18 protein-coding genes and 6 tRNA genes are annotated in these 20,034 nt (G+C 70.4%); 14 read left to right on the top strand and 10 right to left on the bottom strand.

Annotated features, from left to right (window positions below):
• Nucleotides 1–146 precede the first annotated feature (146 nt).
• From ACZ4SA_RS26925 to hrpA, 3 genes are all read right to left on the bottom strand, one after another.
• Entirely contained in the window at nt 147–332 is a 186-nt protein-coding gene (locus tag ACZ4SA_RS26925) for a DUF6274 family protein (RefSeq protein ID WP_468279347.1), read from the bottom strand.
• 400 nt (nt 333–732) lie between these two features.
• Nucleotides 733–807 (bottom strand) — tRNA-Asp (locus tag ACZ4SA_RS26920).
• Between the two features lie 93 nt (nt 808–900).
• Nucleotides 901–4,866 (bottom strand): ATP-dependent RNA helicase HrpA, encoded by a 3,966-nt coding sequence (hrpA, locus tag ACZ4SA_RS26915; RefSeq protein ID WP_468279344.1) that lies wholly within the window; start codon nt 4,864–4,866, stop codon nt 901–903.
• A 123-nt stretch (nt 4,867–4,989) separates the two neighbouring features.
• Here hrpA and ACZ4SA_RS26910 point away from each other — a divergent pair, with 123 nt between their 5' ends.
• The 3 genes from ACZ4SA_RS26910 to ACZ4SA_RS26900 are packed head-to-tail and all read left to right on the top strand — an operon-like array spanning nt 4,990 to nt 7,004.
• Nucleotides 4,990–5,385 (top strand): hypothetical protein, encoded by a 396-nt coding sequence (locus ACZ4SA_RS26910; RefSeq protein ID WP_468279341.1) that lies wholly within the window; start codon nt 4,990–4,992, stop codon nt 5,383–5,385.
• Between the two features lie 60 nt (nt 5,386–5,445).
• Nucleotides 5,446–6,177, top strand: a complete 732-nt coding sequence (locus ACZ4SA_RS26905; RefSeq protein ID WP_468279338.1) for a DsbA family protein — start codon at nt 5,446–5,448, stop codon at nt 6,175–6,177.
• Entirely contained in the window at nt 6,174–7,004 is an 831-nt protein-coding gene (locus ACZ4SA_RS26900; protein WP_468279335.1) for a cytochrome c biogenesis CcdA family protein, read from the top strand. Before ACZ4SA_RS26905 ends, ACZ4SA_RS26900 begins: the two co-directional genes overlap by 4 nt.
• A gap of 107 nt (nt 7,005–7,111) precedes the next feature.
• Here ACZ4SA_RS26900 and ACZ4SA_RS26895 read toward each other — a convergent pair.
• The 4 genes from ACZ4SA_RS26895 to ACZ4SA_RS26880 all read right to left on the bottom strand — a co-directional run bounded on the left by ACZ4SA_RS26895 (nt 7,112) and on the right by ACZ4SA_RS26880 (nt 9,252).
• Nucleotides 7,112–7,188, bottom strand: a tRNA-Phe gene (locus ACZ4SA_RS26895).
• A gap of 22 nt (nt 7,189–7,210) precedes the next feature.
• Nucleotides 7,211–7,285: transfer RNA gene (locus ACZ4SA_RS26890), tRNA-Asp, on the bottom strand.
• 37 nt (nt 7,286–7,322) lie between these two features.
• Nucleotides 7,323–7,395, bottom strand: a tRNA-Glu gene (locus tag ACZ4SA_RS26885).
• A 219-nt stretch (nt 7,396–7,614) separates the two neighbouring features.
• Complete coding sequence (locus ACZ4SA_RS26880) at nt 7,615–9,252, bottom strand: metallophosphoesterase family protein (RefSeq protein ID WP_468279332.1); 1,638 nt, start codon at nt 9,250–9,252, stop codon at nt 7,615–7,617.
• A gap of 74 nt (nt 9,253–9,326) precedes the next feature.
• Here ACZ4SA_RS26880 and ACZ4SA_RS26875 point away from each other — a divergent pair, with 74 nt between their 5' ends.
• The 8 genes from ACZ4SA_RS26875 to ACZ4SA_RS26840 all read left to right on the top strand — a co-directional run bounded on the left by ACZ4SA_RS26875 (nt 9,327) and on the right by ACZ4SA_RS26840 (nt 14,676).
• Nucleotides 9,327–9,677 carry a metallopeptidase family protein gene (locus tag ACZ4SA_RS26875; protein WP_468279329.1) on the top strand — a complete coding sequence of 117 codons (351 nt, stop codon included), beginning with the start codon at nt 9,327–9,329 and terminating at the stop codon, nt 9,675–9,677.
• Nucleotides 9,674–10,189, top strand: coding sequence for a FluC/FEX family fluoride channel (locus ACZ4SA_RS26870; protein WP_468279326.1), 516 nt, complete (start codon nt 9,674–9,676; stop codon nt 10,187–10,189). The genes ACZ4SA_RS26875 and ACZ4SA_RS26870 overlap by 4 nt, the downstream gene beginning before the upstream one ends.
• Nucleotides 10,186–10,548: a fluoride efflux transporter FluC gene (locus tag ACZ4SA_RS26865; protein WP_468279323.1), complete on the top strand. Its 363-nt coding sequence runs from the start codon at nt 10,186–10,188 to the stop codon at nt 10,546–10,548. Before ACZ4SA_RS26870 ends, ACZ4SA_RS26865 begins: the two co-directional genes overlap by 4 nt.
• Before the next feature lie 102 nt (nt 10,549–10,650).
• Nucleotides 10,651–11,289: a hypothetical protein gene (locus tag ACZ4SA_RS26860; protein WP_468279321.1), complete on the top strand. Its 639-nt coding sequence runs from the start codon at nt 10,651–10,653 to the stop codon at nt 11,287–11,289.
• A 240-nt stretch (nt 11,290–11,529) separates the two neighbouring features.
• Entirely contained in the window at nt 11,530–13,647 is a 2,118-nt protein-coding gene (locus ACZ4SA_RS26855; protein WP_468279319.1) for a DEAD/DEAH box helicase, read from the top strand.
• 98 nt (nt 13,648–13,745) lie between these two features.
• Complete coding sequence (locus ACZ4SA_RS26850; protein ID WP_468279316.1) at nt 13,746–14,042, top strand: hypothetical protein; 297 nt, start codon at nt 13,746–13,748, stop codon at nt 14,040–14,042.
• Nucleotides 14,043–14,129: 87 nt separating this feature from the next.
• The gene (locus tag ACZ4SA_RS26845; protein WP_468279313.1) at nt 14,130–14,282 is read left to right on the top strand and encodes a hypothetical protein; all 153 of its coding nucleotides are present in this window, start codon (nt 14,130–14,132) and stop codon (nt 14,280–14,282) included.
• A gap of 318 nt (nt 14,283–14,600) precedes the next feature.
• Nucleotides 14,601–14,676: transfer RNA gene (locus ACZ4SA_RS26840), tRNA-Lys, on the top strand.
• Between the two features lie 82 nt (nt 14,677–14,758).
• On the opposite strand, the gene ACZ4SA_RS26835 is transcribed toward ACZ4SA_RS26840, so the two are convergent.
• The 3 genes from ACZ4SA_RS26835 to ACZ4SA_RS26825 form a co-directional block, all read right to left on the bottom strand.
• The gene (locus ACZ4SA_RS26835) at nt 14,759–15,070 is read right to left on the bottom strand and encodes an SCO5918 family protein (protein ID WP_468279310.1); all 312 of its coding nucleotides are present in this window, start codon (nt 15,068–15,070) and stop codon (nt 14,759–14,761) included.
• A gap of 152 nt (nt 15,071–15,222) precedes the next feature.
• On the bottom strand, nt 15,223–16,737 hold the full coding sequence (locus ACZ4SA_RS26830) for a DEAD/DEAH box helicase (protein ID WP_468279307.1): 1,515 nt from the start codon (nt 16,735–16,737) through the stop codon (nt 15,223–15,225).
• A 443-nt stretch (nt 16,738–17,180) separates the two neighbouring features.
• Nucleotides 17,181–17,384 (bottom strand): cold-shock protein, encoded by a 204-nt coding sequence (locus ACZ4SA_RS26825; protein ID WP_403871315.1) that lies wholly within the window; start codon nt 17,382–17,384, stop codon nt 17,181–17,183.
• Between the two features lie 430 nt (nt 17,385–17,814).
• Between ACZ4SA_RS26825 and ACZ4SA_RS26820 the strand changes: the two genes are divergently transcribed.
• From ACZ4SA_RS26820 to ACZ4SA_RS26810, 3 genes are all read left to right on the top strand, one after another.
• Nucleotides 17,815–18,141, top strand: a complete 327-nt coding sequence (locus ACZ4SA_RS26820) for a MerR family transcriptional regulator (RefSeq protein ID WP_468279303.1) — start codon at nt 17,815–17,817, stop codon at nt 18,139–18,141.
• A gap of 411 nt (nt 18,142–18,552) precedes the next feature.
• Nucleotides 18,553–18,626 (top strand) — tRNA-Met (locus tag ACZ4SA_RS26815).
• A gap of 198 nt (nt 18,627–18,824) precedes the next feature.
• Nucleotides 18,825–19,967: a PP2C family protein-serine/threonine phosphatase gene (locus ACZ4SA_RS26810; RefSeq protein ID WP_468279301.1), complete on the top strand. Its 1,143-nt coding sequence runs from the start codon at nt 18,825–18,827 to the stop codon at nt 19,965–19,967.
• The last annotated feature ends 67 nt before the right edge of the window (nt 19,968–20,034 follow it).

Here is a 20,034-nt window from a genome sequence, read left to right as displayed (position 1 = left end):
GCAATGGCACATATTAAATCCACTGGTTGTAGGGAGGGGTTAAACGAGGACGTTCTGAAAACCCGTTCGGTGACACCCGTCACATGGCGCGCCTCTTGCCAAACTGCAGCGTTTCACGCAAAGAGCCGCGGTGGCAGGGCCGTTGGTCACTCGTTCGTGGGACCTTCGTCCTCGGCCGGCGGAGGCTCGTGCTCGGGACGCTCCAAGGCAAGGCGCAGGAGGCGATGGCAGATGGGGCAGCTTCTCGTGAGATGCCGGTAGCCGGACGCGGCCGACAGATGGGCGCGCAGCAGCGCCCGGGTCTCATACCGTCTCGCTGTGGAAGCCGCCATGCACGTCACCTCCAGGTGTGTGCCGTCCCCTAGTCAGTGGGTACCCCCGGCGGATGCCGCCGTCAAGACGCCCGGACACGACGGAGGCCCGCACCGTCCGGGTCTCCGGCCCCGAGCGCGACGGAGGCCCGCACCGTCCGGGTCTCCGGCCCCGAGCGCGACGGAGGCCCGCACCGTCCGGGTCTCCGGCCCCGGGCGCGACGGAGGCCCGCACCGTCCGGGTCTCCGGCCCCGGGCGCGACGGAGGCCCGCGCTGTCCGGCGCTGTCTTGTGCGGGGAGAGCGGTCCTGACGGGATGTGCCGTAATCCATGCGCGGCCCCGCCGCGGGGCGCGGCCTCCTGGGCCCCCGGGCACGACGAAGGCCCGCGCCGTTCGGCGCGGGCCTTCGTTCACTTCAAGCGGTCCTGACGGGATTTGAACCCGCGGCCTCCACCTTGACAGGGTGGCGAGCACTCCAAACTGCTCCACAGGACCAGGTTTCGCAGCCGGACTTGCTCTCTTGGCTGCGAGAGAGACTGTACAGCAGGTCCGACCATCAGGTCGAACTCACTCCGGGCGACAGCCCTGCTACGGCACCAACGCGTCGATCGCCTTCACGATCCGCTTGTCGGACACGGGGTACGCCGTGCCCAGGGCGTGCGCGAAATAGCTCACCCGAAGCTCCTCGATCATCCAGCGGATGTCCAGGACCTTCTGCGGCACCGGGCGGCCCTGCGGCATCTGCTCGAGCAGCCAGGCGTACTCGTCCTGCATCTCGTGGACCTTCTCCATGCGCGTGGTGTCGCGCTGGACGCTCGTCGGCATCTGCTGCAGGCGGCGGTCCACGGCGATCAGATAGCGCATCAGGTCCGGCAGCCGGCGCAGACCGGTCCGGGTGACGACACCGGCCGGCATGAGGGCCGCCAGCTGCTCGCGCACGTCCCGGACGTTGTCGAGGAGGGTCAGGCTGGTCGTGGCCTTCAGGCGGCGCTCACAGGCCTGCCAGGCCGCGAGGATCTGCTGCACCTGGCCGATCGTGCGCACCGTGAGGTCGACGAGGTCGGTGCGGACCTTGTCGTACAGCTTCCGGAACGCCTCCTCGTCCCACGCCGGGCCGCCGTGCTCCGCGATCAGCCGGTCGGCCGCGGCCGTGGCGCAGTCGTCGAAGAGCGCCTGGATCGAGCCGTGCGGATTGCTCGACAGCGCGAGCTTCTGCTGGTTCGTCAGCTTGTCGGTGGCGAACTTGGCGGGATTCACCGGGATGTTGAGCATGATGAGCCGGCGCGTGCCCTGCCACATCGCCTGCGCCTGCTCCGCCTCGGTGTCGAAGAGCCGTACCGACACGGAGTCGCCCGCGTCGACCAGCGCCGGGTACGCCTTGACCGGCTGGCCCGCGCGCCGGGTCTCGAAGACCTTCGTCAGCGTGCCGATCGTCCAGTCGGTGAGGCCCGTGCGCTCCAGGGACTCGCCCGCCGGGCTGGAGGAGGCGACGGCCTTCGCGAGCGCCTGGCGGGCCTTCGGCTTCAGCGCGAGCCGCAGCGCCTCCAGGTCCTTGTCCTCGGCGAGCTTCCTGTGTCGCTCGTCGACGATCCGGAAGGTGATCTTCAGGTGGTCGGGCACCCGTGACACGTCGAAGTCGTCCGCCGACACCGGTACGCCGACCATGCGCTGCAGTTCACGCGTGAGGGTGACCAGGAGCGGCTCCTGCAGGGGCACGGCCCTCTCCAGGAACGCCTTGGCGTAGTTGGGCGCGGGCACGTAATGGCGACGGACGGGCTTCGGCAGCGAGCGGATCAGCTCGGTGACCACGTCCTCCCGCAGGCCCGGGATCTGCCAGTCGAAGCCCTCGTCCGTGACCTGGTTCAGCACCTGCAGCGGAATGTGGACGGTGACGCCGTCCCTCCCCTCGCTTCGCTGGGGATGCCCCATGTCCGCGCCCGGCTCGAACCGGTACGTCACCCGGAACTTCAGCCGGCCCTGCCGCCAGGAGTCCGGGTAGTCGTCCTTGGTGACCGCGCCGGCTTTCTCGTTGATGAGCATCTCGCGCTCGAAGTCGAGCAGTTCGGGCTGCTCACGGCGCTTGTGCTTCCACCACGAGTCGAAGTGCGCACCGGAGACGACATGCTCCGGCACCCGCTGGTCGTAGAAGTCGAACAGGGTCTCGTCGTCCACGAGGATGTCGCGGCGGCGTGCCCGGTGCTCCAGCTCCTCGACCTCGGTCAGGAGCTTGCGGTTGTCCGCGAAGAACTTGTGGTGCGTGCGCCAGTCGCCCTCGACGAGCGCGTTCCTGATGAACAGGTCGCGCGAGGTCTCCGGGTCGATGCGGCCGTAGTTCACCTTGCGCTGCCCGATGATCGGCACGCCGTACAGCGTCACCTTCTCGTACGCCATCACTGCGGCCGCGTCCTTCTCCCAGTGCGGCTCGCTGTACGTACGCTTCAGCAAATGCTGCGCGAGCGGTTCGATCCACTCCGGCTCGATCTTCGCGTTGACCCGTGCCCACAGGCGCGAGGTCTCCACCAGTTCCGCGGACATGACGAAGCGCGGCGGTTTCTTGAAGAGCGCCGAGCCGGGGAAGACGGCGAACTTGGCGCTACGGGCGCCCAGATACTCGTTCTTCGCGCCGTCCTTCACGTCCTTCATGCCGACGTGCGAGAGCAGCCCGGCGAGGAGCGAGACATGGACGGACTGCTCGGAGGCGGCAGCACCCGCCGAAGGCTCCTCCGGATGGAGGCCCATCTGCTTGGCGACCGTGCGCAGCTGCGCATAGATGTCCTGCCACTCACGGATGCGCAGGAAGTTCAGATACTCCTGCTTGCACATCCGGCGGAAGCTGGAGGAGCCGCGCTCCTTCTGCTGCTCGCGGATGTAGCGCCACAGATTGAGGTAGGCGAGGAAGTCGCTCGTCTCGTCCTTGAAGCGGGCGTGCTGCTGGTCGGCCTGCGTCTGCTTGTCGGCGGGACGCTCACGCGGGTCCTGGATGGACAGGGCGGCCGCGATCACCATGACCTCGCGTACGCAGCCGTTCTTGTCGGCCTCGACGACCATGCGGGCCAGCCGGGGATCGACCGGCAGCTGGGAGAGCTTGCGGCCCATTTCCGTCAGCTTCTTGCGCGGATCCTTCTGGGCCGGGTCGAACGCGCCCAGCTCCTGGAGGAGCTGCACGCCGTCGCGGATGTTGCGATGGTCCGGCGGGTCGATGAAGGGGAACTTCTCGATGTCGCCGAGACCCGCCGCGGTCATCTGCAGGATGACCGACGCCAGATTCGTACGGAGGATCTCCGCGTCCGTGAACTCCGGCCGCGCCTCGAAGTCCTCCTGCGAGTACAGCCGGATGCAGATGCCGTCCGACGTACGGCCGCAGCGGCCCTTGCGCTGGTTGGCGCTGGCCTGGCTGACCGCCTCGATGGGCAGCCGCTGGACCTTGGTGCGATGGCTGTAGCGCGAGATGCGGGCGGTGCCCGGGTCGATCACGTACTTGATGCCAGGGACGGTCAGCGACGTCTCGGCGACGTTCGTGGCGAGAACGATCCGGCGGCCGGTGTGCGGCTGGAAGACCCGGTGCTGCTCCGCGTGCGAAAGGCGCGCGTAGAGGGGGAGCACCTCGGTGAATCTGTACTGCTTCTTGTTGAGCGCGTCCGCCGTGTCGCGGATCTCGCGCTCGCCGGAGAGGAAGACGAGGATGTCGCCCTTCCCCTCGCCCATCAGCTCCTCCACGGCGTCCGTGATCGCGGTGATCTGGTCGCGGTCCGCGTCGTCGCCGTCCTCCTCGAGGAGCGGCCGGTAACGCACCTCCACCGGATACGTACGCCCGCTGACCTCGACGATCGGCGCGTCACCGAAGTGGCGGGAGAAGCGCTCGGGATCGATCGTCGCGGAGGTGATCACGATCTTGAGGTCGGGACGTCTGGGCAGCAGCTGTGCGAGATAACCGAGCAGGAAGTCGATGTTGAGGGACCGCTCGTGCGCCTCGTCGATGATGATCGTGTCGTAGGCGCGCAGCTCGCGGTCCGTCTGGATCTCGGCGAGCAGGATGCCGTCCGTCATGAGCTTCACGAACGTGGAGTCCTGGTTCACCTGGTCGGTGAAGCGGACCTTCCAGCCGACCGCCTCGCCGAGCGGAGTGTTCAGCTCCTCCGCGACCCGCTCCGCGACGGTGCGCGCGGCGATGCGGCGGGGCTGCGTGTGCCCGATCATGCCGCGCACGCCACGGCCGAGCTCCAGGCAGATCTTGGGGATCTGGGTCGTCTTGCCCGACCCGGTCTCGCCCGCGACGATCACGACCTGGTGGTCCCGTATCGCCTCCAGGATCACGTCCTTCTTCTGACTGACCGGAAGCTGCTCGGGATAGATGATCTCGGGCACGCGCTCGGCCCGCCGCGCGGTGCGGGCCGCTGACTTGTCCGCCTCCCCGGCGATCTCGTCCAGCACGGCCTGCCGCGCCTCGGGCTTACGGATGCGGCGGGCGCCTTCCAGACGACGGCCGAGCCGGTGGGCGTCGCGCAGCGACGCCCCGGCCAGCAGGGTCTGAAGGTCGGCGAAGGAAGTAGACATACGGAGTCCAGGATCGCACCCCGGTCAAACCACTGGCGAACCCATTTCGCGCGCAAGCTGGTGCAGTATGGAGCGAATCCGTTCCCACCCGCCCGGCTCGAGCCCCGAAAGGACAGCACGTCCATGCTGATCGGCCGCGACCGCCGGCACCGCCTCGTGGTGACTGCGAGCCTGCTGCTGGGATTGCTCGGCGCTCTTCTCGGGTGTCTCGGCGGGACGGCCGCAGCGGCGGAGGCCGGCGCCGCGTCCGCCACCGATGCCCCCTCGTGGGACACGGCGTCGGTCGTCACGCAGCCGCAGGGGTGCGGCAAGGACACGGACGGGAACGACAGCGGGGCGCACCCCGCGCCGCCGCCGCGGAACGGCTCGTCGTACGAGCTGCCGACGCCCGCCCTGCACCAGGGATACGGCCCGACCGGCGCCGCCGCGGCCTGTGACCAGGCGGCTCCCGACCCGCTGCCCGTACCGCCGCCGCTCGCGCCGCCGTCCGCGGTCGACCTCTCCGTCCTGCGCGTGTAGGCCCGACGACCCACCTCTGCATCGGCAACTCGTCGGACCTTTCGCTCAGGAGCACCCTCCATGTCTTCTTCCGTTCCCCGCAAGCCGCTCGCCATCGGTGCGGGTGTCCTCGCCGCCGCGCTGCTGCTCGGCTACGCCTCCTACACCGCCACCCGGCCGGACGCGCCGTCGTCCGGTTCCTCGTCCGTGGCCGAGGGTTCCGCGGATCCGCAGTCCGGCGCCTACCCCGCGCTCGAGAAGCTCGCGCGCCGCGACGCCAAGGACCCCCTCGCCATGGGGCACGCCGACGCGCCTGTCGTCATGGTCGAGTACGCCGACTTCCAGTGCGGCTACTGCGGGAAGTTCGCCCGCGACACCGAGCCCGAGCTGGTGGAGAAGTACGTCGAGGACGGCATCCTGCGCATCGAGTGGCGCAACTTCCCGATCTTCGGCGAGCCGTCGGAGTCCGCCGCGCGCGCCGCATGGGCGGCAGGGCAGCAGGGCCGCTTCTGGCAGTTCCACTCGGCCGCGTACGCGGAGGGTGCCAAGGAGAAGGGCTTCGGCAAGGACCGGCTGACGGCGCTGGCTCGGGAGGCGGGCGTGGGCGACCTCGACCGGTTCGCCCGCGACCTGGACAGTGACGCGGCGCGCCAGGCCGTGACGAAGGACCAGGAGGAGGCCTACGGGCTGGGCGCGACGTCCACGCCGTCCTTCCTGATCAACGGGCGACCCGTCGCGGGCGCCCAGCCGACGGAGACCTTCACCGAGGCGATCGAGGCGGCGAAGAAGTCCGCGGGCGAGGACGGCCGGTGACCGACATCGGCTATCTGGCGGCCTTCCTCGGCGGCCTGCTCGCCCTGGTCAGCCCGTGCAGTGCGCTGCTGCTGCCCGCCTTCTTCGCGTACTCCGTCGACTCGACGGGCCGGCTGCTGGCCCGCACCGGGATCTTCTACGCCGGCCTGGCGACCACCCTGGTCCCGCTGGGCGCGGCCGGGTCCTTCGCCGGTCGGCTGTTCTACGGCCACCGTGATCTGCTCGTCGCCGTCGGCGGCTGGCTGATCATCGTGCTGGGCGTCGCCCAGATCGTGGGCATGGGCTTCGCGTCGCGCCGGCTCGCGGCGGTCTCCGGCCGCATCCGCCCCACGACCGCGGTCTCCGTATATGCGCTGGGGCTCGTCTACGGCCTGGCCGGCTTCTGCGCGGGCCCGATCCTCGGCAGCGTGCTGACGGTCGCGGCGCTGAGCGGCGGCCCGGTCTACGGCGGCCTGCTCCTCGCGGTCTACGCCCTGGGCATGGCGGTCCCGCTCTTCGTGCTGGCGTTGCTGTGGGAACGCTTCGACCTTGGCCGCCGCCGCTGGCTGCGCGGCCGGGCGCTGCGACGGGGCCGCTTCGAACTGCACACGACGTCGCTGCTGTCGGGCCTGTTCTTCATCGCGCTCGGCACGCTCTTCCTGCTCTTCGACGGGACGACGGCCCTACCGGGCCTGCTCTCGGTCGACGACTCGTTCGCCGTGGAGGAGTGGGCGTCCCGCTTCGGCGCGGCGGTTCCGGACTGGGCGCTGCTGGTTCTGGTGGTGGCGGTGGTGGCCCTGACCCTGGGCGTCCGCGGCTGGCGCCGCGGGGACCGCGAACGCGCCTGACCCTGCCCGTCGCCGGTGGGGCTGCCCAATCAGCCCCACCGGCGAACGAGGACAGCGCACTGTCGGGAACGGCGAAGGCCCCGACTCGCGGAGTCGAGGCCTTCGTATGGTGGCTGGGGCCGGGGTCGAACCGGCGACCTATCGCTTTTCAGGCGATCGCTCGTACCAACTGAGCTACCCAGCCACGAGACTCTTTCGAGCCTCAGCGGTCCTGACGGGATTTGAACCCGCGGCCTCCACCTTGACAGGGTGGCGAGCACTCCAAACTGCTCCACAGGACCAAGCGTGTGCGGGACCAGTCTCGCACATGGTGTTGCGTGCCCCCAACGGGATTCGAACCCGTGCTACCGCCTTGAAAGGGCGGCGTCCTGGGCCACTAGACGATGAGGGCGGATGAAACCGGTACTGCCACTTCTCTGTGCGCCACCCTCAAGGGTTACTGCAAGGAAGACGCGAGAAGCATGTGACTCCGCTTTCCCCCGAAAGGTTCCGCTTCTCCCTGACCCCTGTCGGGGTTCGGGACGGTCAAGCCCTGACCGCTGCCCTTGGGCACGACGAGACTGTACTACGGCATTTAGGCCTTGACCAAACTGGATAAGCGCAGGGTGGTTCAGGGGCCGGGCGTGCCTGTGGACGGCGTGTCGGAGGGGGTGCCCGACGGGGATCCCGAAGGGGACGCGTCCGCCCCCGCGGGCTCCGCGAGATGGCGGCTGACCTCGGCCGTCGTCAGTCCCAGGCCGCCCAGGGTGATCTCGTCCCAGGCCTGCATACGGCGTGTCGTCCGGTCCAGATAGAGGACCGAAGCCTGGACCTGTTCCGGTTTCGCGTTCTGCACCGCCCGCAGACCGCCGCCGCCCGTCGATCCCTCGATCCTCAGAAGCGTGCCGTGCCTGAGGATCTCGGCGTGCCGCCGATGGGTGTGCCCGGCCAGGACGAGGGGGACCGTGCCGTCGGTCTCCCGGGCGGCGACCGGGTTGTGGGCGACGGCGATGTCGACGGGGGTGCCCGCGCGTTCCTGGTCGCGCAGGGCGGAGGCGAGGCGGATGCCCGTCATGCGCTCCGCCGGGTCGCCCTGGGCGACGACGGAGCGGTCGGGAGTGAACTGCGGGTCGCCGCTGCCGGCGATGCGCAGTCCGGCCACGGTCACGGCCTTGCCGTCGTCGAGGACCCGCACGTGCTTGAGACCGGAGAGGTATTCCTGGGTGATGAGCGAGTCGTGGTTGCCGCGCACCCAGACGTAGGGCGCGCCGAGGTCGGAGATCGGGTCGAGGAAACCGTTCTCGGCGGCCGAGCCGTGGTCCATCGTGTCGCCCGAGTCGATGATCACGTCGATGTCGTACTGCTTCACGAGGGACTTGATGATGTGCCAGGCCGCCGGGTTCAGGTGGATGTCCGAGACGTGCAGGACACGCATCGTGTTGGGGTCCGGCTGGTAGGTGGGGAGCGTGGACGTCGCCTCGTACAGCTTGGTGACGTTGGTGACGAGCCGCGCCAACTCGTGCTGGTAGACGTCGAAGTCGGTGACGATGGAGCGCGCGTTGCCCACGACGGACGGTGCCGAGGTCAGCAGGCCGGAGAACTTGGGCTCGAGGACGGACTTCGGGTTCCACGTGGCGTACGCGCTGACGCCGGACGCGGCCAGCAGGACGAGCGCGAGACCGCCGGCCGCGAGGGCGCGGCGCGGTCGGCGGTAGACGGCGAGGCCGAGGGCGGTCGCTCCGGAGACGACGGCGACGCAGGAGCGCACGGCGAGCTCGGTGGCGCCGTCCTGGACGTCGCGGGTGATCTCGCCCTGGAGGCCGGAGATCCGCTCCGGGTGTTCGACGAGGGCCTGGGAGCGGACCGGGTCGAGGCGGTCCACGTCGACGTCGAGACGGACCGGTGCGTTGTGCGAGTCGAGTTCCAGGGCGCCCAGCGGTGAGACGTTGATCTTCGTTCCGCCGTTCAGGGACGGCCGCAGCGTCATGGTCGCGTCCATGGGGCCGACCGGCGTACGCACATTGCCGACGACGAGGAGTCCGAGCCACGCCCCGAACAGGACGACGGCCGTCAGACCGAGCGCCCTGGCCCACGGACGCGCGGCGGGGGCGGCGGCCGGATCGAGGCCTCGGGAGCGGCTGCGCGCCGACGCACCGGATTTCGGCGGCAGGCGCTTTTGCCGGGTGAGTCGGGCGAGTCGGGTGAGTTGGGCGAGTCGGGCGAAGACGGTGCGGTTCGGGGCGGGCGGTTCTTGGGCTTCGCGGGCCATTGGTCCCGTATGCCCACCCCGGCGGGCGGCCATGCCGGTGCGACCACTCGCACGGCGTACGTGACAATGGCCGGGTGCTGGAGATGACGCGCGAGGAGTTCGAGGAACTGGTCGCCGAGGCCCTGGACAGGATCCCGCCCGACCTGATGCGGCTGATGGACAACGTCGCCGTGTTCGTGGAGGACGAGCCCGCCGTGGACGACCCCGATCTGCTCGGCCTCTACGAGGGGACTCCGCTCACCGATCGCGGCGAGTGGTACGCCGGTGTGCTGCCGGACCGCATCACCATCTACCGCGGCCCCACCCTGCGGATGTGCGACACCCGCGAGGACGTCGTCGCCGAGACCGAGATCACCGTGGTGCACGAGATCGCCCACCACTTCGGGATCGACGACGAGCGGCTGCACGAGCTGGGGTACGGGTGAGCACCAGCCGTGACGGGGTTCCGGAGGCGATCGATCCGGATGTCGACCTCCATGTGCCCGCCCAGCGTGCGGAGCTCGACGGCGCCCGCAAGTGGCCGGTGCTCACGGCGATCGCGGTCGGAGGGGCCGTCGGCGCGGCGGGCCGTTACGGGGCGTTGCTGCTGTGGCCTGCCCCCGAAGGCTCGTTCCCGTGGGCGGTCTTCTGCGTCAACGTCTTGGGCTGCGCGCTGATCGGTGTGCTGATGGTGCTCGTCGGCGAGGGCGGCCGGTCGGCCCGTCCGCTGGTGCGGCCCTTCCTCGGGGTGGGCGTCCTCGGCGGGTTCACGACCTTCTCGACGTACGCCCTCGACTTCGCGCAACTGCTGGAACGCGAGGAGGCGGGCATCGCGCTTGCGTACGCGGGCGGCACCGTGGCCGGCGCGTTGGGCGCCGTCTGGCCGGCGGCGTCGGCGACGCGGGCCGCGCTGGGCCGGCTGGCCGCCCGGACCGCGAACCGGACGGCCACGCGGTGAACTGGCTGCTGGTGATCGCCGGGGCCGCGATCGGCGCTCCCTTGCGGTATCTGACGGACCGTGCGGTGCAGGCGCGCCACGACTCGGTGTTCCCGTGGGGGACGTTCGTGGTCAACGCCGCAGGGAGCCTGGTGCTCGGCGCCGTCGCCGGGGCGTCGGTGTCCTCTCCGGCGTACGCGCTGCTCGGCACGGGACTGTGCGGGGCGCTGACGACGTACTCCACGTTCTCCTACGAGACGCTGCGCCTCGCCGAGCGCGGCTGGAGGTTCCTGGCCGTGGCGAACGTGGCCGCCTCGCTGCTGGTGGGGCTCGGATCGGTGTTCCTGGGGCTGGAGTTGGCGCGAGCACTCACGGCGTGAGGCGCGGGCCCTTCGGTGCCGGGCCGGCGTCCCGGGCGTGTCCCTTGTGGGGTGCCGGGAGTTGGTCAGGGAAACCGCGTCCCCTGTCCCGGAGGTGCCCCTGTGCGCCAGTTGTCAGCCCCCGGCCGTACGGCCGTCTGGATCGCCGCCTCGCTGGCGGTCCTGGCCTCGGCAGGCTGTATGAGCGTGAGCGACGAGGAGGGCGGCAAGCCTCCGCCCAGCACGTCCGCGGACCGGCGCGGGGCGGAGGCGGAGGCGGAGCCCGACGGAGGGCAGGTGCTGCCCGGCAAGCACGGACAGCAGGCGGGCGGCGGCGACGGCACCGCGGACGGGCCCGACCGGAAGAACGGCAGCGCTTCGCCCAGCCCGAGCGGCTCGGCCTCCCGCGGCGCGGAGCCCTCGCGCCCGGGACAGCCGCCGTCGACGCCGAAGCCGCCCGTGCCCACGAGGGGCGGGGTGTCGCCGTCCGCGCCGCAGCCGCAGGAGCCCCCGGAGCCGCCGGCGCAGGAGCCCCCCGAGCCGCCGGCGCAGAGTTCGCCGCCGCCACCGTCGCCGTCGGCCGAGCCGACGGATCCGCCCACCGCCTCCTCCGCGCCGGAAGTGCACGCCGGGGCGATGCGGGTGGTGGAACCGTCGGGCGCGGAGCCGGCCGCCTCTGCACAGGTGAGCCCGGAGCGGGCGGACGGCCGCGGCGGAACAGCGGCCCACGGCCAGGACCGCTCGGAGCGGACGGTGGCGTAGGGCGCGGGCGTGGCGCAGTCGTGCGAGTGTGTGCCCGGGGTCACGTCACCGCGGTTTGCCTAGGAGGGGGAGGGGTGCGTATGGTGGTAGATCGTTTGATCCCATTGCCCGGCGCCGAAAAGGAAGAGCGCCGCGTGGCGCGTACTCTCCCTAGCCGTGGCTGACCGCATCGAGGCGGTCGAATTGCGAATTCACGGAGTTTGGGCGCGTGCCGAGACTCCGGAAGGTTTCGCATTTCGCATGTCCACTTTCAGTACTGATCACGCCGTCATGCCCGAGAACGACGAGATTGTCGAGGCGGTCGAGACGGCTGCCGCGGAGGCCGCAGAGGCCCCCCAGGAGCCCCAGATCACCTTCGCCGACCTCGGTCTCCCCGAGGGCGTCGTGCGCAAGCTGGCGCAGAACGGCGTGACGACCCCCTTCCCGATCCAGGCCGCGACCATCCCGGACGCCCTGGCCGGCAAGGACATCCTCGGCCGTGGCCGCACCGGCTCCGGCAAGACCCTCTCGTTCGGTCTGCCGACCCTGGCCACGCTGGCCGGCGGGCGCACCGAGAAGAAGAAGCCCCGCGCGATCATCCTCACCCCGACGCGTGAGCTCGCGATGCAGGTCGCGGACGCCCTCCAGCCGTACGGCGACGTGCTCGGCCTGAAGATGAAGGTCGTCTGCGGCGGTACGTCCATGGGCAACCAGATCTACGCCCTGGAGCGCGGCGTCGACGTCCTCGTCGCCACCCCCGGCCGTCTGCGCGACATCATCAACCGCGGCGCCTGCTCCCTCGAGAACGTCCAGGTCGCCGTCCTCGACGAGGCCGACCAGATGTCCGACCTGGGCTTCCTGCCCGAGGTCACCGAGCTGCTCGACCAGATCCCGGCCGGCGGCCAGCGGATGCTCTTCTCCGCGACCATGGAGAACGAGATCAGCACCCTGGTCAAGCGCTACCTGACCAACCCCGTCACCCACGAGGTGGACAGCGCCCAGGGCAACGTCACGACCATGAGCCACCACGTGCTCGTCGTGAAGCCCAAGGACAAGGCGCCGGTCACGGCCGCCATCGCCGCCCGCAAGGGCCGGACGATCATCTTCGTCCGCACCCAGCTCGGGGCCGACCGCATCGCGGAGCAGCTGCGCGATTCCGGTGTGAAGGCCGACGCGCTGCACGGCGGTATGACGCAGGGCGCCCGTACCCGCACCCTGGCCGACTTCAAGGACGGCTACGTCAACGCGCTCGTCGCGACCGACGTCGCCGCCCGCGGTATCCACGTGGACGGCATCGACCTGGTCCTGAATGTGGACCCGGCCGGTGACCACAAGGACTACCTGCACCGCTCGGGCCGTACGGCTCGCGCCGGCCGCTCCGGTGTCGTCGTGTCGCTCTCGCTGCCGCACCAGCGCCGCCAGATCTTCCGTCTGATGGAGGACGCCGGCGTCGACGCCTCGCGCCACATCGTCGGCGGTGCCGGGGTGTTCGACCCCGAGGTCGCCGAGATCACCGGTGCCCGTTCGCTGACCGAGGTCCAGGCCGACTCCGCGAACAACGCCGCCAAGCAGGCCGAGCGCGAGGCCGTCGAGCTGACCCGTCAGCTCGAGCGTGTCCAGCGCCGTGCGGCCGAACTCCGCGAGGAGGCCGACCGCCTGGTGGCTCGCGCGGCGCGTGAGCGCGGCGAGGACCCGGAGGCCGCCGTGGCCGAGGTGACCGAGGCCGCTGTGGCCGAGATCGCCGCGGTGCCGGAGCAGGCCGAGCCGGTGCGCGAGGCCCGCGACGAGCGCCCCTCGTACGACCGTCGTGACGAGCGGGGCAACTTCGGCCGCGACCGCCGTGACGACCGTGGTGGTTTCAACCGCGACCGCGGTGGTGACCGTGGTGGCCGTTCGTTCGAGCGTCGTGACGACCGTGGCGGCTTCCGCCGCGACGACCGTGGCGGCAGCGCCGACCGCGGTGGCTTCAACCGCGACCGCGGTGGCGACCGTGGCGGCCGTTCCTTCGAGCGTCGTGACGACCGCGGTGGTGACCGTGGTGGCCGTTCGTTCGAGCGTCGTGACGACCGCGGTGGCTTCCGCCGCGACGACCGTGGCGGCAGCGCCGACCGCGGTGGCTTCAACCGTGACCGTGGCTTCGAGCGTCGTGACGACCGTGGCGGCTTCCGCCGCGACGACCGTCCGGCCGGCCCCCGTGGCAGCGACCGCCCCTTCAACCGTGACCGTCGCGACGACCGCCCCTCGGGCGGCTTCCGCTCCGGCGGCGGCGACCGCCCGTACGGCCGCCGTGACGACCACCGCGGTGGCGCCGGCTCGAACTCCGGCTCGTTCGGTGGCGGCCGCCGTGACGACAAGCCGCGCTGGAAGCGCAACGGCTGACTCGCCAGGCTGCTCGACCGCTTGACTGCTTGATCAGGGCCCGTACGACACCTCTGTGTCGTACGGGCCCTGCTGTACGTCGGCGCACGACGAGACGGGTGTTCGACGTCGACGCCGGCCTGCCCCCGTATGACCGGGCCTGGTCGGTCGACCCGACGACGAACAACCCCGCCTGGGCGGACACCAAGGGCGCGATCCGCCTGCTCGGAACCGGCGTCGCCACGTCCGCCCTGGGCGTGGTGGACTCCGCTGCTGCGACGTCGGCGAACGTCAAGACCGGGGTGTGGAAGCCGCGTTGGCGGCTGTCGAAGCCGGCTGCGTCCTGGTCGTTGGCGCTGCGGCACAAGGCGACCGGGGCTGTGGTGCGGACGCTGTCGGGCGCTGAGGAACGGTGACGGCCGCGCGATCTGATCGTCCGCCGGACCGCGACGGGTGACATGTACTTCTGTGCCGGGACGGCCGATCACCGGCTGAGGAGCCGGGTGAAGATCGGTACGAACTGGCAGACGTACACGAAGATCGTCGGTGCGGGGGATCTGAACGGTGACGGTCGGGGTGATCTGCTGGGGGTCGACAAGGCGGGTGCGCTGTGGCGTACTACGGCACCGCGACCGGCGGCGTCACCACGCGCGTGAAGCTCGCCGGAGGTTGGGGCACGTCGTCAACCTCCGTGGTCGGCATGGGCGGCATCTCGGCTGACGGGAAGCCGGACGTCGTTGCGCGTGACACGGCCGGGAAGCTGTTCCGCTCCAGCGGGAGGGGCACCGGCACACTCGGCGGCCGGGCGCAGATCGGCAACAGCGGTTTGGACGGCCTTCAGGGGCACGTACTGACCCGAAGTCTCCGTGCCCGCCCGCGATGTATCCGCGGGCGGGCACGAAGACGCGGCCCGGGATCGGATACCGGATCGGCTCCTGGGATCTCTCCCGCTATGCTCAGGGGTGTTGTGTCGTGGGCCGTTAGCTCAATTGGCAGAGCAGCGGACTTTTAATCCGTTGGTTGTGGGTTCGAGTCCCACACGGCCTACCACCGGCAGGACGGCTTCACCGCTCTGAACTGCCACGGAGCGCCCCGACCCGTTTCGACCGGTCGGGGCGCTTGGTCGTTGTCGTCAGATGTGGCCCGCGGGGCCGAGCAGCGCGGACGCCACCTGGAGCGGGGTATTGGCCGCCGTGGTCGCGGCGACCGGCGGGGCGGAACGGCATGTGAAGCCGAGACGGGTCAGCGCTCGGGTCACTTCACCGGCGGTGAAGTCGCGCCGGTCCTGCCTGGTGATCACTTCCCCCACCTGCTTGACGGGGTAGTGGCGGCGTCCGATGATCACGGACTCGCCCGTGATGGGTTCGGGCTTGATGCCCTTCATCGACTGCTGCACGTCGGCCTTGACGAAGTCGAAAGGGAAGCGGGCGATGACACAGCGCACAGGGCCTCAACAGGTTTCGGAGGAGGGCCGTGCGTGTGTACGCACGGCCCGGGCTGGTTCGGAGAGACGGTGCCCTGGGGGGCGTAAGCCTGGCCGTCGACGCGGACTTGGGGCGCGGACGGCCCCGCTCACTCCCCGTGGCGTCCGGCTCGTCAGGCGGCCCTGCCGAAGGCGGTGGCGGAGGAGGTACGGCGCGCACGTGCGGGGCGGCTGCGCCTGCCGCGCGAGGACGAAGCGGCACTCTTCCTGGGGCGCTCCGCCGCCGGGGCGCTGATGACGACGGGAACGCCGGTGGGAGCCTGGGCGCCGGTGATACGGCTGAGTTCGGCTTCGCCCGAGCGGACACTGGCGATGTGCGGAGTGATGCCTGCGTCCGCCATCAGACGGGTCATCTCGCGGCGCTGGTTGGGCAGTACGAGGGTGACCACGCTGCCGGACTCGCCGGCACGGGCGGTACGGCCCCCGCGGTGCAGATAGTCCTTGTGGTCGCCGGGCGGATCGATGTTGACGACCAGGTCGAGGTCGTCGACGTGGATGCCGCGGGCCGCGACATTGGTGGCGACGAGCACCGTGACATGGCCGGTCTTGAACTGAGTGAGGGCGCGCGTGCGCTGAGGCTGCGACTTGCCGCCGTGCAGGGCCGAGGCGCGTACACCGACGGCCAGGAGGTCCTTGGTCAGCCGGTCGACGGCGTGCTTGGTGTCCAGGAACATGATCACGCGCCCGTCGCGCGCCGCGATCTCGACGGTCGTGGCGTGCTTGTCGGCGCCGTGGACGTGCAGGAGGTGATGTTCCATGGTGGTCACCGCGCCGGCCGACGGGTCGACGGAGTGGACCACCGGGTCGGTCAGGTAGCGCCGGACGAGGCGGTCGACGTTGCGGTCCAGCGTGGCGGAGAACAGCATCCGCTGCCCTTCGGGCCGCACCTGGTCGAGCAGGGCGGTGACCTGGGGCATGAAGCCCATGTCGGTCATCTGGTCCGCCTCGTCCAGGACCGTGATGGCGACCTGGTTCAGCCTGCAGTCGCCGCGGTCGATGAGGTCCTTCAGGCGGCCCGGAGTGGCGATGACGACCTCGGCGCCGGCGCGCAGCGCGCCGGCCTGGCGGCCGATCGACATCCCGCCGACGACGGTGGCCAGCCGCAGCTTCAGCGCCTTCGCGTAGGGCGTGAGCGCGTCGGTGAGCTGCTGGGCCAGTTCGCGGGTGGGGACAAGGACGAGTGCCAGCGGCTGACGGGCCTCGGCGCGCTGCCCGGCGGTGCGGGCCAGCAGCGCCAGCCCAAAAGCGAGGGTCTTCCCGGAGCCGGTACGGCCGCGTCCGAGGACGTCCCGGCCGGCCAGGGAGTTCGGCAGAGTGGCGGCCTGGATCGGGAACGGCGTGGTGACGCCGAGACGCGTGAGCGTGTCCAGGATCTCGGCGGGCATGTCCAGTTCGCCGAAGGTCGCGGCCGCGGGCAGGGCCGGAGAGACGGTCACCGGCAGGGTGAACTCGCCCTGCGGCCCGGACGGCCGGCGCCCGTGGCCGCCCGAGCGGCCGGGAGCGCCGGCACGGCCGTACGGTGCCGAGCGGCCGGAGGCCGGGGCGCCGGTACGGCTGCCCCTTCCGTTGCCGGAGCCGCCCGTACGGGTGCGGGAGTAACGGTCATTCGTGCGAGACGTGCGGTTCATGCAGAACCTTCCTCGGTGCGGCGCGTACGAGGAATTCCCAGCGGAGAAGCCGCATGAAGAATCACAGGAACGAGCCGAAGAAAAGATGAGCGATGCGCGCCGGACCGTTCCAGTGAATACAGGACGTGGGGCGTCTCTTGTCATTACAGGAAAGGCGGGTCGGCGGCTCGTGAGGGCTACGGGGAAACCCGCGCCCAAAAGCCCGTCCGGAGATCCGGTCGGGGATGCCGCTTCCGGATTTCGTTCACGGAAGTCGTTCAAGAAAATCGGGGGGCGAGCGTCCGGAGCCGCGTCGCAGGCTGTGCAGCCGGCAGTGGAACGGCATCCTCGGAGCTCGTGCGCCCGGACGAAACTGCGGAGGTCCGCAAAAAAGCAACGAGCTGGGGCACGCACCCCAAGGTGCGGGCCCCAGCTGCGTGGAACGCCTGGGCGTCAGGCCGACATCAGGCGGGAACGATGTTCTCCGCCTGCGGGCCCTTCTGGCCCTGGGTCAGGTCGAAGGACACCTTCTGACCTTCCTGGAGCTCACGGAAGCCGGAAGAGGCGATGTTCGAGTAGTGGGCGAACACGTCGGCGCCGCCACCGTCCTGCTCGATGAATCCGAAACCCTTTTCCGCGTTGAACCACTTCACGGTGCCAGTAGCCATGTTATTTCTCCTTCGGGGCAGTACCCAAGGGCTCGCACTTTGCGAGCCCCGAGTCGCCGCAATGATTACCCCGCCCGGAGTGCACCGGAAATGCAAAAACGCTCTCGCCGGATCGTGAGAACCGGTAAGGGCACTTGAATTCTTTGGGAACCACAACTGCAACTGAGATCGACAGTAGCACGTCCTGGGCGGTCGTGCGACAGCCCCTTCATCGCTGTCGATAAAAGGATCGTCGAATCCACCGCGCCGCCTTCTGTAATTCTCCAGTTGCCGGATCAGATATTTTTCAGCCGCGTGTCTCCACCGGCCCGGCCCGGCAGATCGGCCCCGGCAGGAAATCTGCGGCGGGGGCGGAAGATATCCCGGCGCGCCGGCGTTAGGATTTCGGTACGGTGCCACGGCCCCACGCCGTGCTCGACGAGAGGTGTAAATGACTTCAGGTGCCCCGCAGAACGCCGACGACAGGTTCGACGACGACGACTACCCGGCCTACACGATGGGCCGGGCGGCGGAGATGATCGGCACCACACCGGCCTTTCTGCGCGCCTTGGGCGACGCCCGGCTCATCACTCCGCTGCGGTCGGAGGGCGGCCACCGCCGCTACTCCCGCTACCAGTTGCGCATCGCCGCCCGCGCCCGCGAGCTCGTCGACCAGGGCACCCCGATCGAGGCCGCCTGCCGCATCATCATCCTCGAGGACCAGCTGGACGAAGCCCTCCGCCTCAACGAACAGCTGCGTCGGGCCGGCTCCCAGTAGGGCCGGGAACCGGGCAGCGGATCGGGGCAGCGGGAGGGTTCGGGAAGCGCGTCATCGGCGGCCCAGCCCCCGGGGCAGCGGGAGGATTCGGGCCTCACCGCATGGGCGTGCGTCAGTCGTCGAGGACCGTCGGGTCCAGGCGGCTGAGGCGTTCGGGGTCGGTGAGGATGTCGATCTCGGCGATCCGTCCGTTCGTGACCGTGAAGGCCATGACGGACATCGGCCGCCCCTCCGCTGTCGCCACGACGCCCGTCCCCGTTGACCAGGCTGCCCTCGGTCGGTGGGGGCCCTCCGCCAGGGGGCCCTCGTAGAACTGACGGACGAAACGCTGCGGATGTGACCGACCCGGCGGGGCGGGATCGGCAAATGGATTGGATCTTGCTCCGGATGGCGTAAGGTTGTGTTCACCGACGCGGGGTGGAGCAGCTCGGTAGCTCGCTGGGCTCATAACCCAGAGGTCGCAGGTTCAAATCCTGTCCCCGCTACTGAAGGCACCGGCCCGGCAGCCGATCGAGAGATCGACTGCCGGGCCGGTGTCGTTTTCCGGCGGTATCCCGGTCGCTCCCGGCGCCCGTTCGCCCGGTTGGACGACCGGGAGTCGCTCCGCGGCGCGTCGGCGCTCAGCCTGGGGAGGGCGGCGGCAGTCGCCGGCGGCCGTCAGCGGACCCGGCAGGAGAGCACCCTTGGGACAGGCGTTGCGAGACCAGGTCGGCTCCCGGAGCGCTCCGTGGCCCGTACGCCTGCTGCCGGCCCTGATGATCGTCAGCGGCGTCGTCTTCGACCTCATGACCCCGGCCCGCTTCACCGCGGTACCGCTCTTCGCGGCGGCCCCGCTCATCGCGGCGCCCGTCGTCAGCTGGGTCACGACGCTGCTGACCGGGATCGCGGCGGTGCTGGCCGTGATCGCCCTTCATCTCGTGAACAAGACCGCCGCACAGATCACGGCGGTCACGGAGACGACCACGCTGCTCACGGTCGCCGCTCTCGCACTCCTCCTCAATCGTGTCGTACGCCGCAGCGGAGAGAAGCTCGCCTCGGCCCGGATCATCGCGGAGACCGCGCAGCGGGCCGTGCTGCCCGAGCCGGTCGAGCGGATCAGCGGCCTGCGTATCGCCGCGCGGTACGAGGCGGCGCAGGCGGACGCGTTCATCGGCGGTGACCTCTTCGCCGTGCAGGACACCCCGCACGGGGTACGGCTCGTCGTCGGCGATGTGCGGGGCAAGGGGATGGGCGCGGTCGGGACGGTGGCTGTGCTCATCGGGGCGTTCCGTGAGGCGGCCGAGCAGGAGAGCTCTCTGGAGGGCGTGGCGCAGCGGCTGGAGCGGGCGCTTCGGCGGGAGGGCGTCCGGCGGGAGGGGCTCGACGTCGTCGAGGGGTTCACCACCGCCGTGCTGGGTGAGATCCCGCGCGGCCGTGCCCTTGTGCGGCTGGTGAACCGAGGGCATCCGGAGCCGCTCGTGCTGCGTGCCGACGGCGGTGTCGACGTGCTCGAGCCGTCTCAGGCGGCGCTGCCGCTGGGTATGGGGGATCTGGGGGCGTGGCCGGACCGGGCGGACGAGTTTCCGCTGCCCGACGGGGCGACGCTGCTGCTCTACACGGACGGGGTGACGGAGGCGCGCGACCAGCGGGGCGTCTTCTACGATCCCGTCGACCGCCTCGGCGGGCATGTCTTCCCCGGGCCGGGTGAGCTTCTGGACACGCTGATCGACGACGTACGCCGGTACACGGGCGGAGGGTCGAACGACGACATGGCGCTGCTGGCGGTCGGCCGGCCCGCGGCGGGCGAGCCGGAGCGGCGCCGGACGATGCCGGTGGTCCCGGCATAGCCGCCGAGGTAGCGGTGCGTAGTCGTAGCGCACCCCTCCGCATAACACGTGACGCACCATCAGAAAC

It is taken from the genome of Streptomyces sp. NPDC027962, assembly GCF_055566095.1.
This window is presented reverse-complemented; position numbering and strand designations above follow the sequence as displayed.

Excerpts from the sequence above, each read along its gene's own strand:
- ACZ4SA_RS26925 (WP_468279347.1), bottom strand. The coding sequence starts at position 332 with ATGGCGGCTTCCACAGCGAGACGGTATGAGACCCGGGCGCTGCTGCGC.
- hrpA (WP_468279344.1), bottom strand. The coding sequence starts at position 4,866 with ATGTCTACTTCCTTCGCCGACCTTCAGACCCTGCTGGCCGGGGCGTCG.
- ACZ4SA_RS26910 (WP_468279341.1), top strand. The coding sequence starts at position 4,990 with ATGCTGATCGGCCGCGACCGCCGGCACCGCCTCGTGGTGACTGCGAGC.
- ACZ4SA_RS26905 (WP_468279338.1), top strand. The coding sequence starts at position 5,446 with ATGTCTTCTTCCGTTCCCCGCAAGCCGCTCGCCATCGGTGCGGGTGTC.
- ACZ4SA_RS26880 (WP_468279332.1), bottom strand. The coding sequence starts at position 9,252 with ATGGCCCGCGAAGCCCAAGAACCGCCCGCCCCGAACCGCACCGTCTTC.
- ACZ4SA_RS26855 (WP_468279319.1), top strand. The coding sequence starts at position 11,530 with ATGTCCACTTTCAGTACTGATCACGCCGTCATGCCCGAGAACGACGAG.
- ACZ4SA_RS26830 (WP_468279307.1), bottom strand. The coding sequence starts at position 16,737 with ATGAACCGCACGTCTCGCACGAATGACCGTTACTCCCGCACCCGTACG.
- ACZ4SA_RS26825 (WP_403871315.1), bottom strand. The coding sequence starts at position 17,384 with ATGGCTACTGGCACCGTGAAGTGGTTCAACGCGGAAAAGGGTTTCGGA.
- ACZ4SA_RS26820 (WP_468279303.1), top strand. The coding sequence starts at position 17,815 with ATGACTTCAGGTGCCCCGCAGAACGCCGACGACAGGTTCGACGACGAC.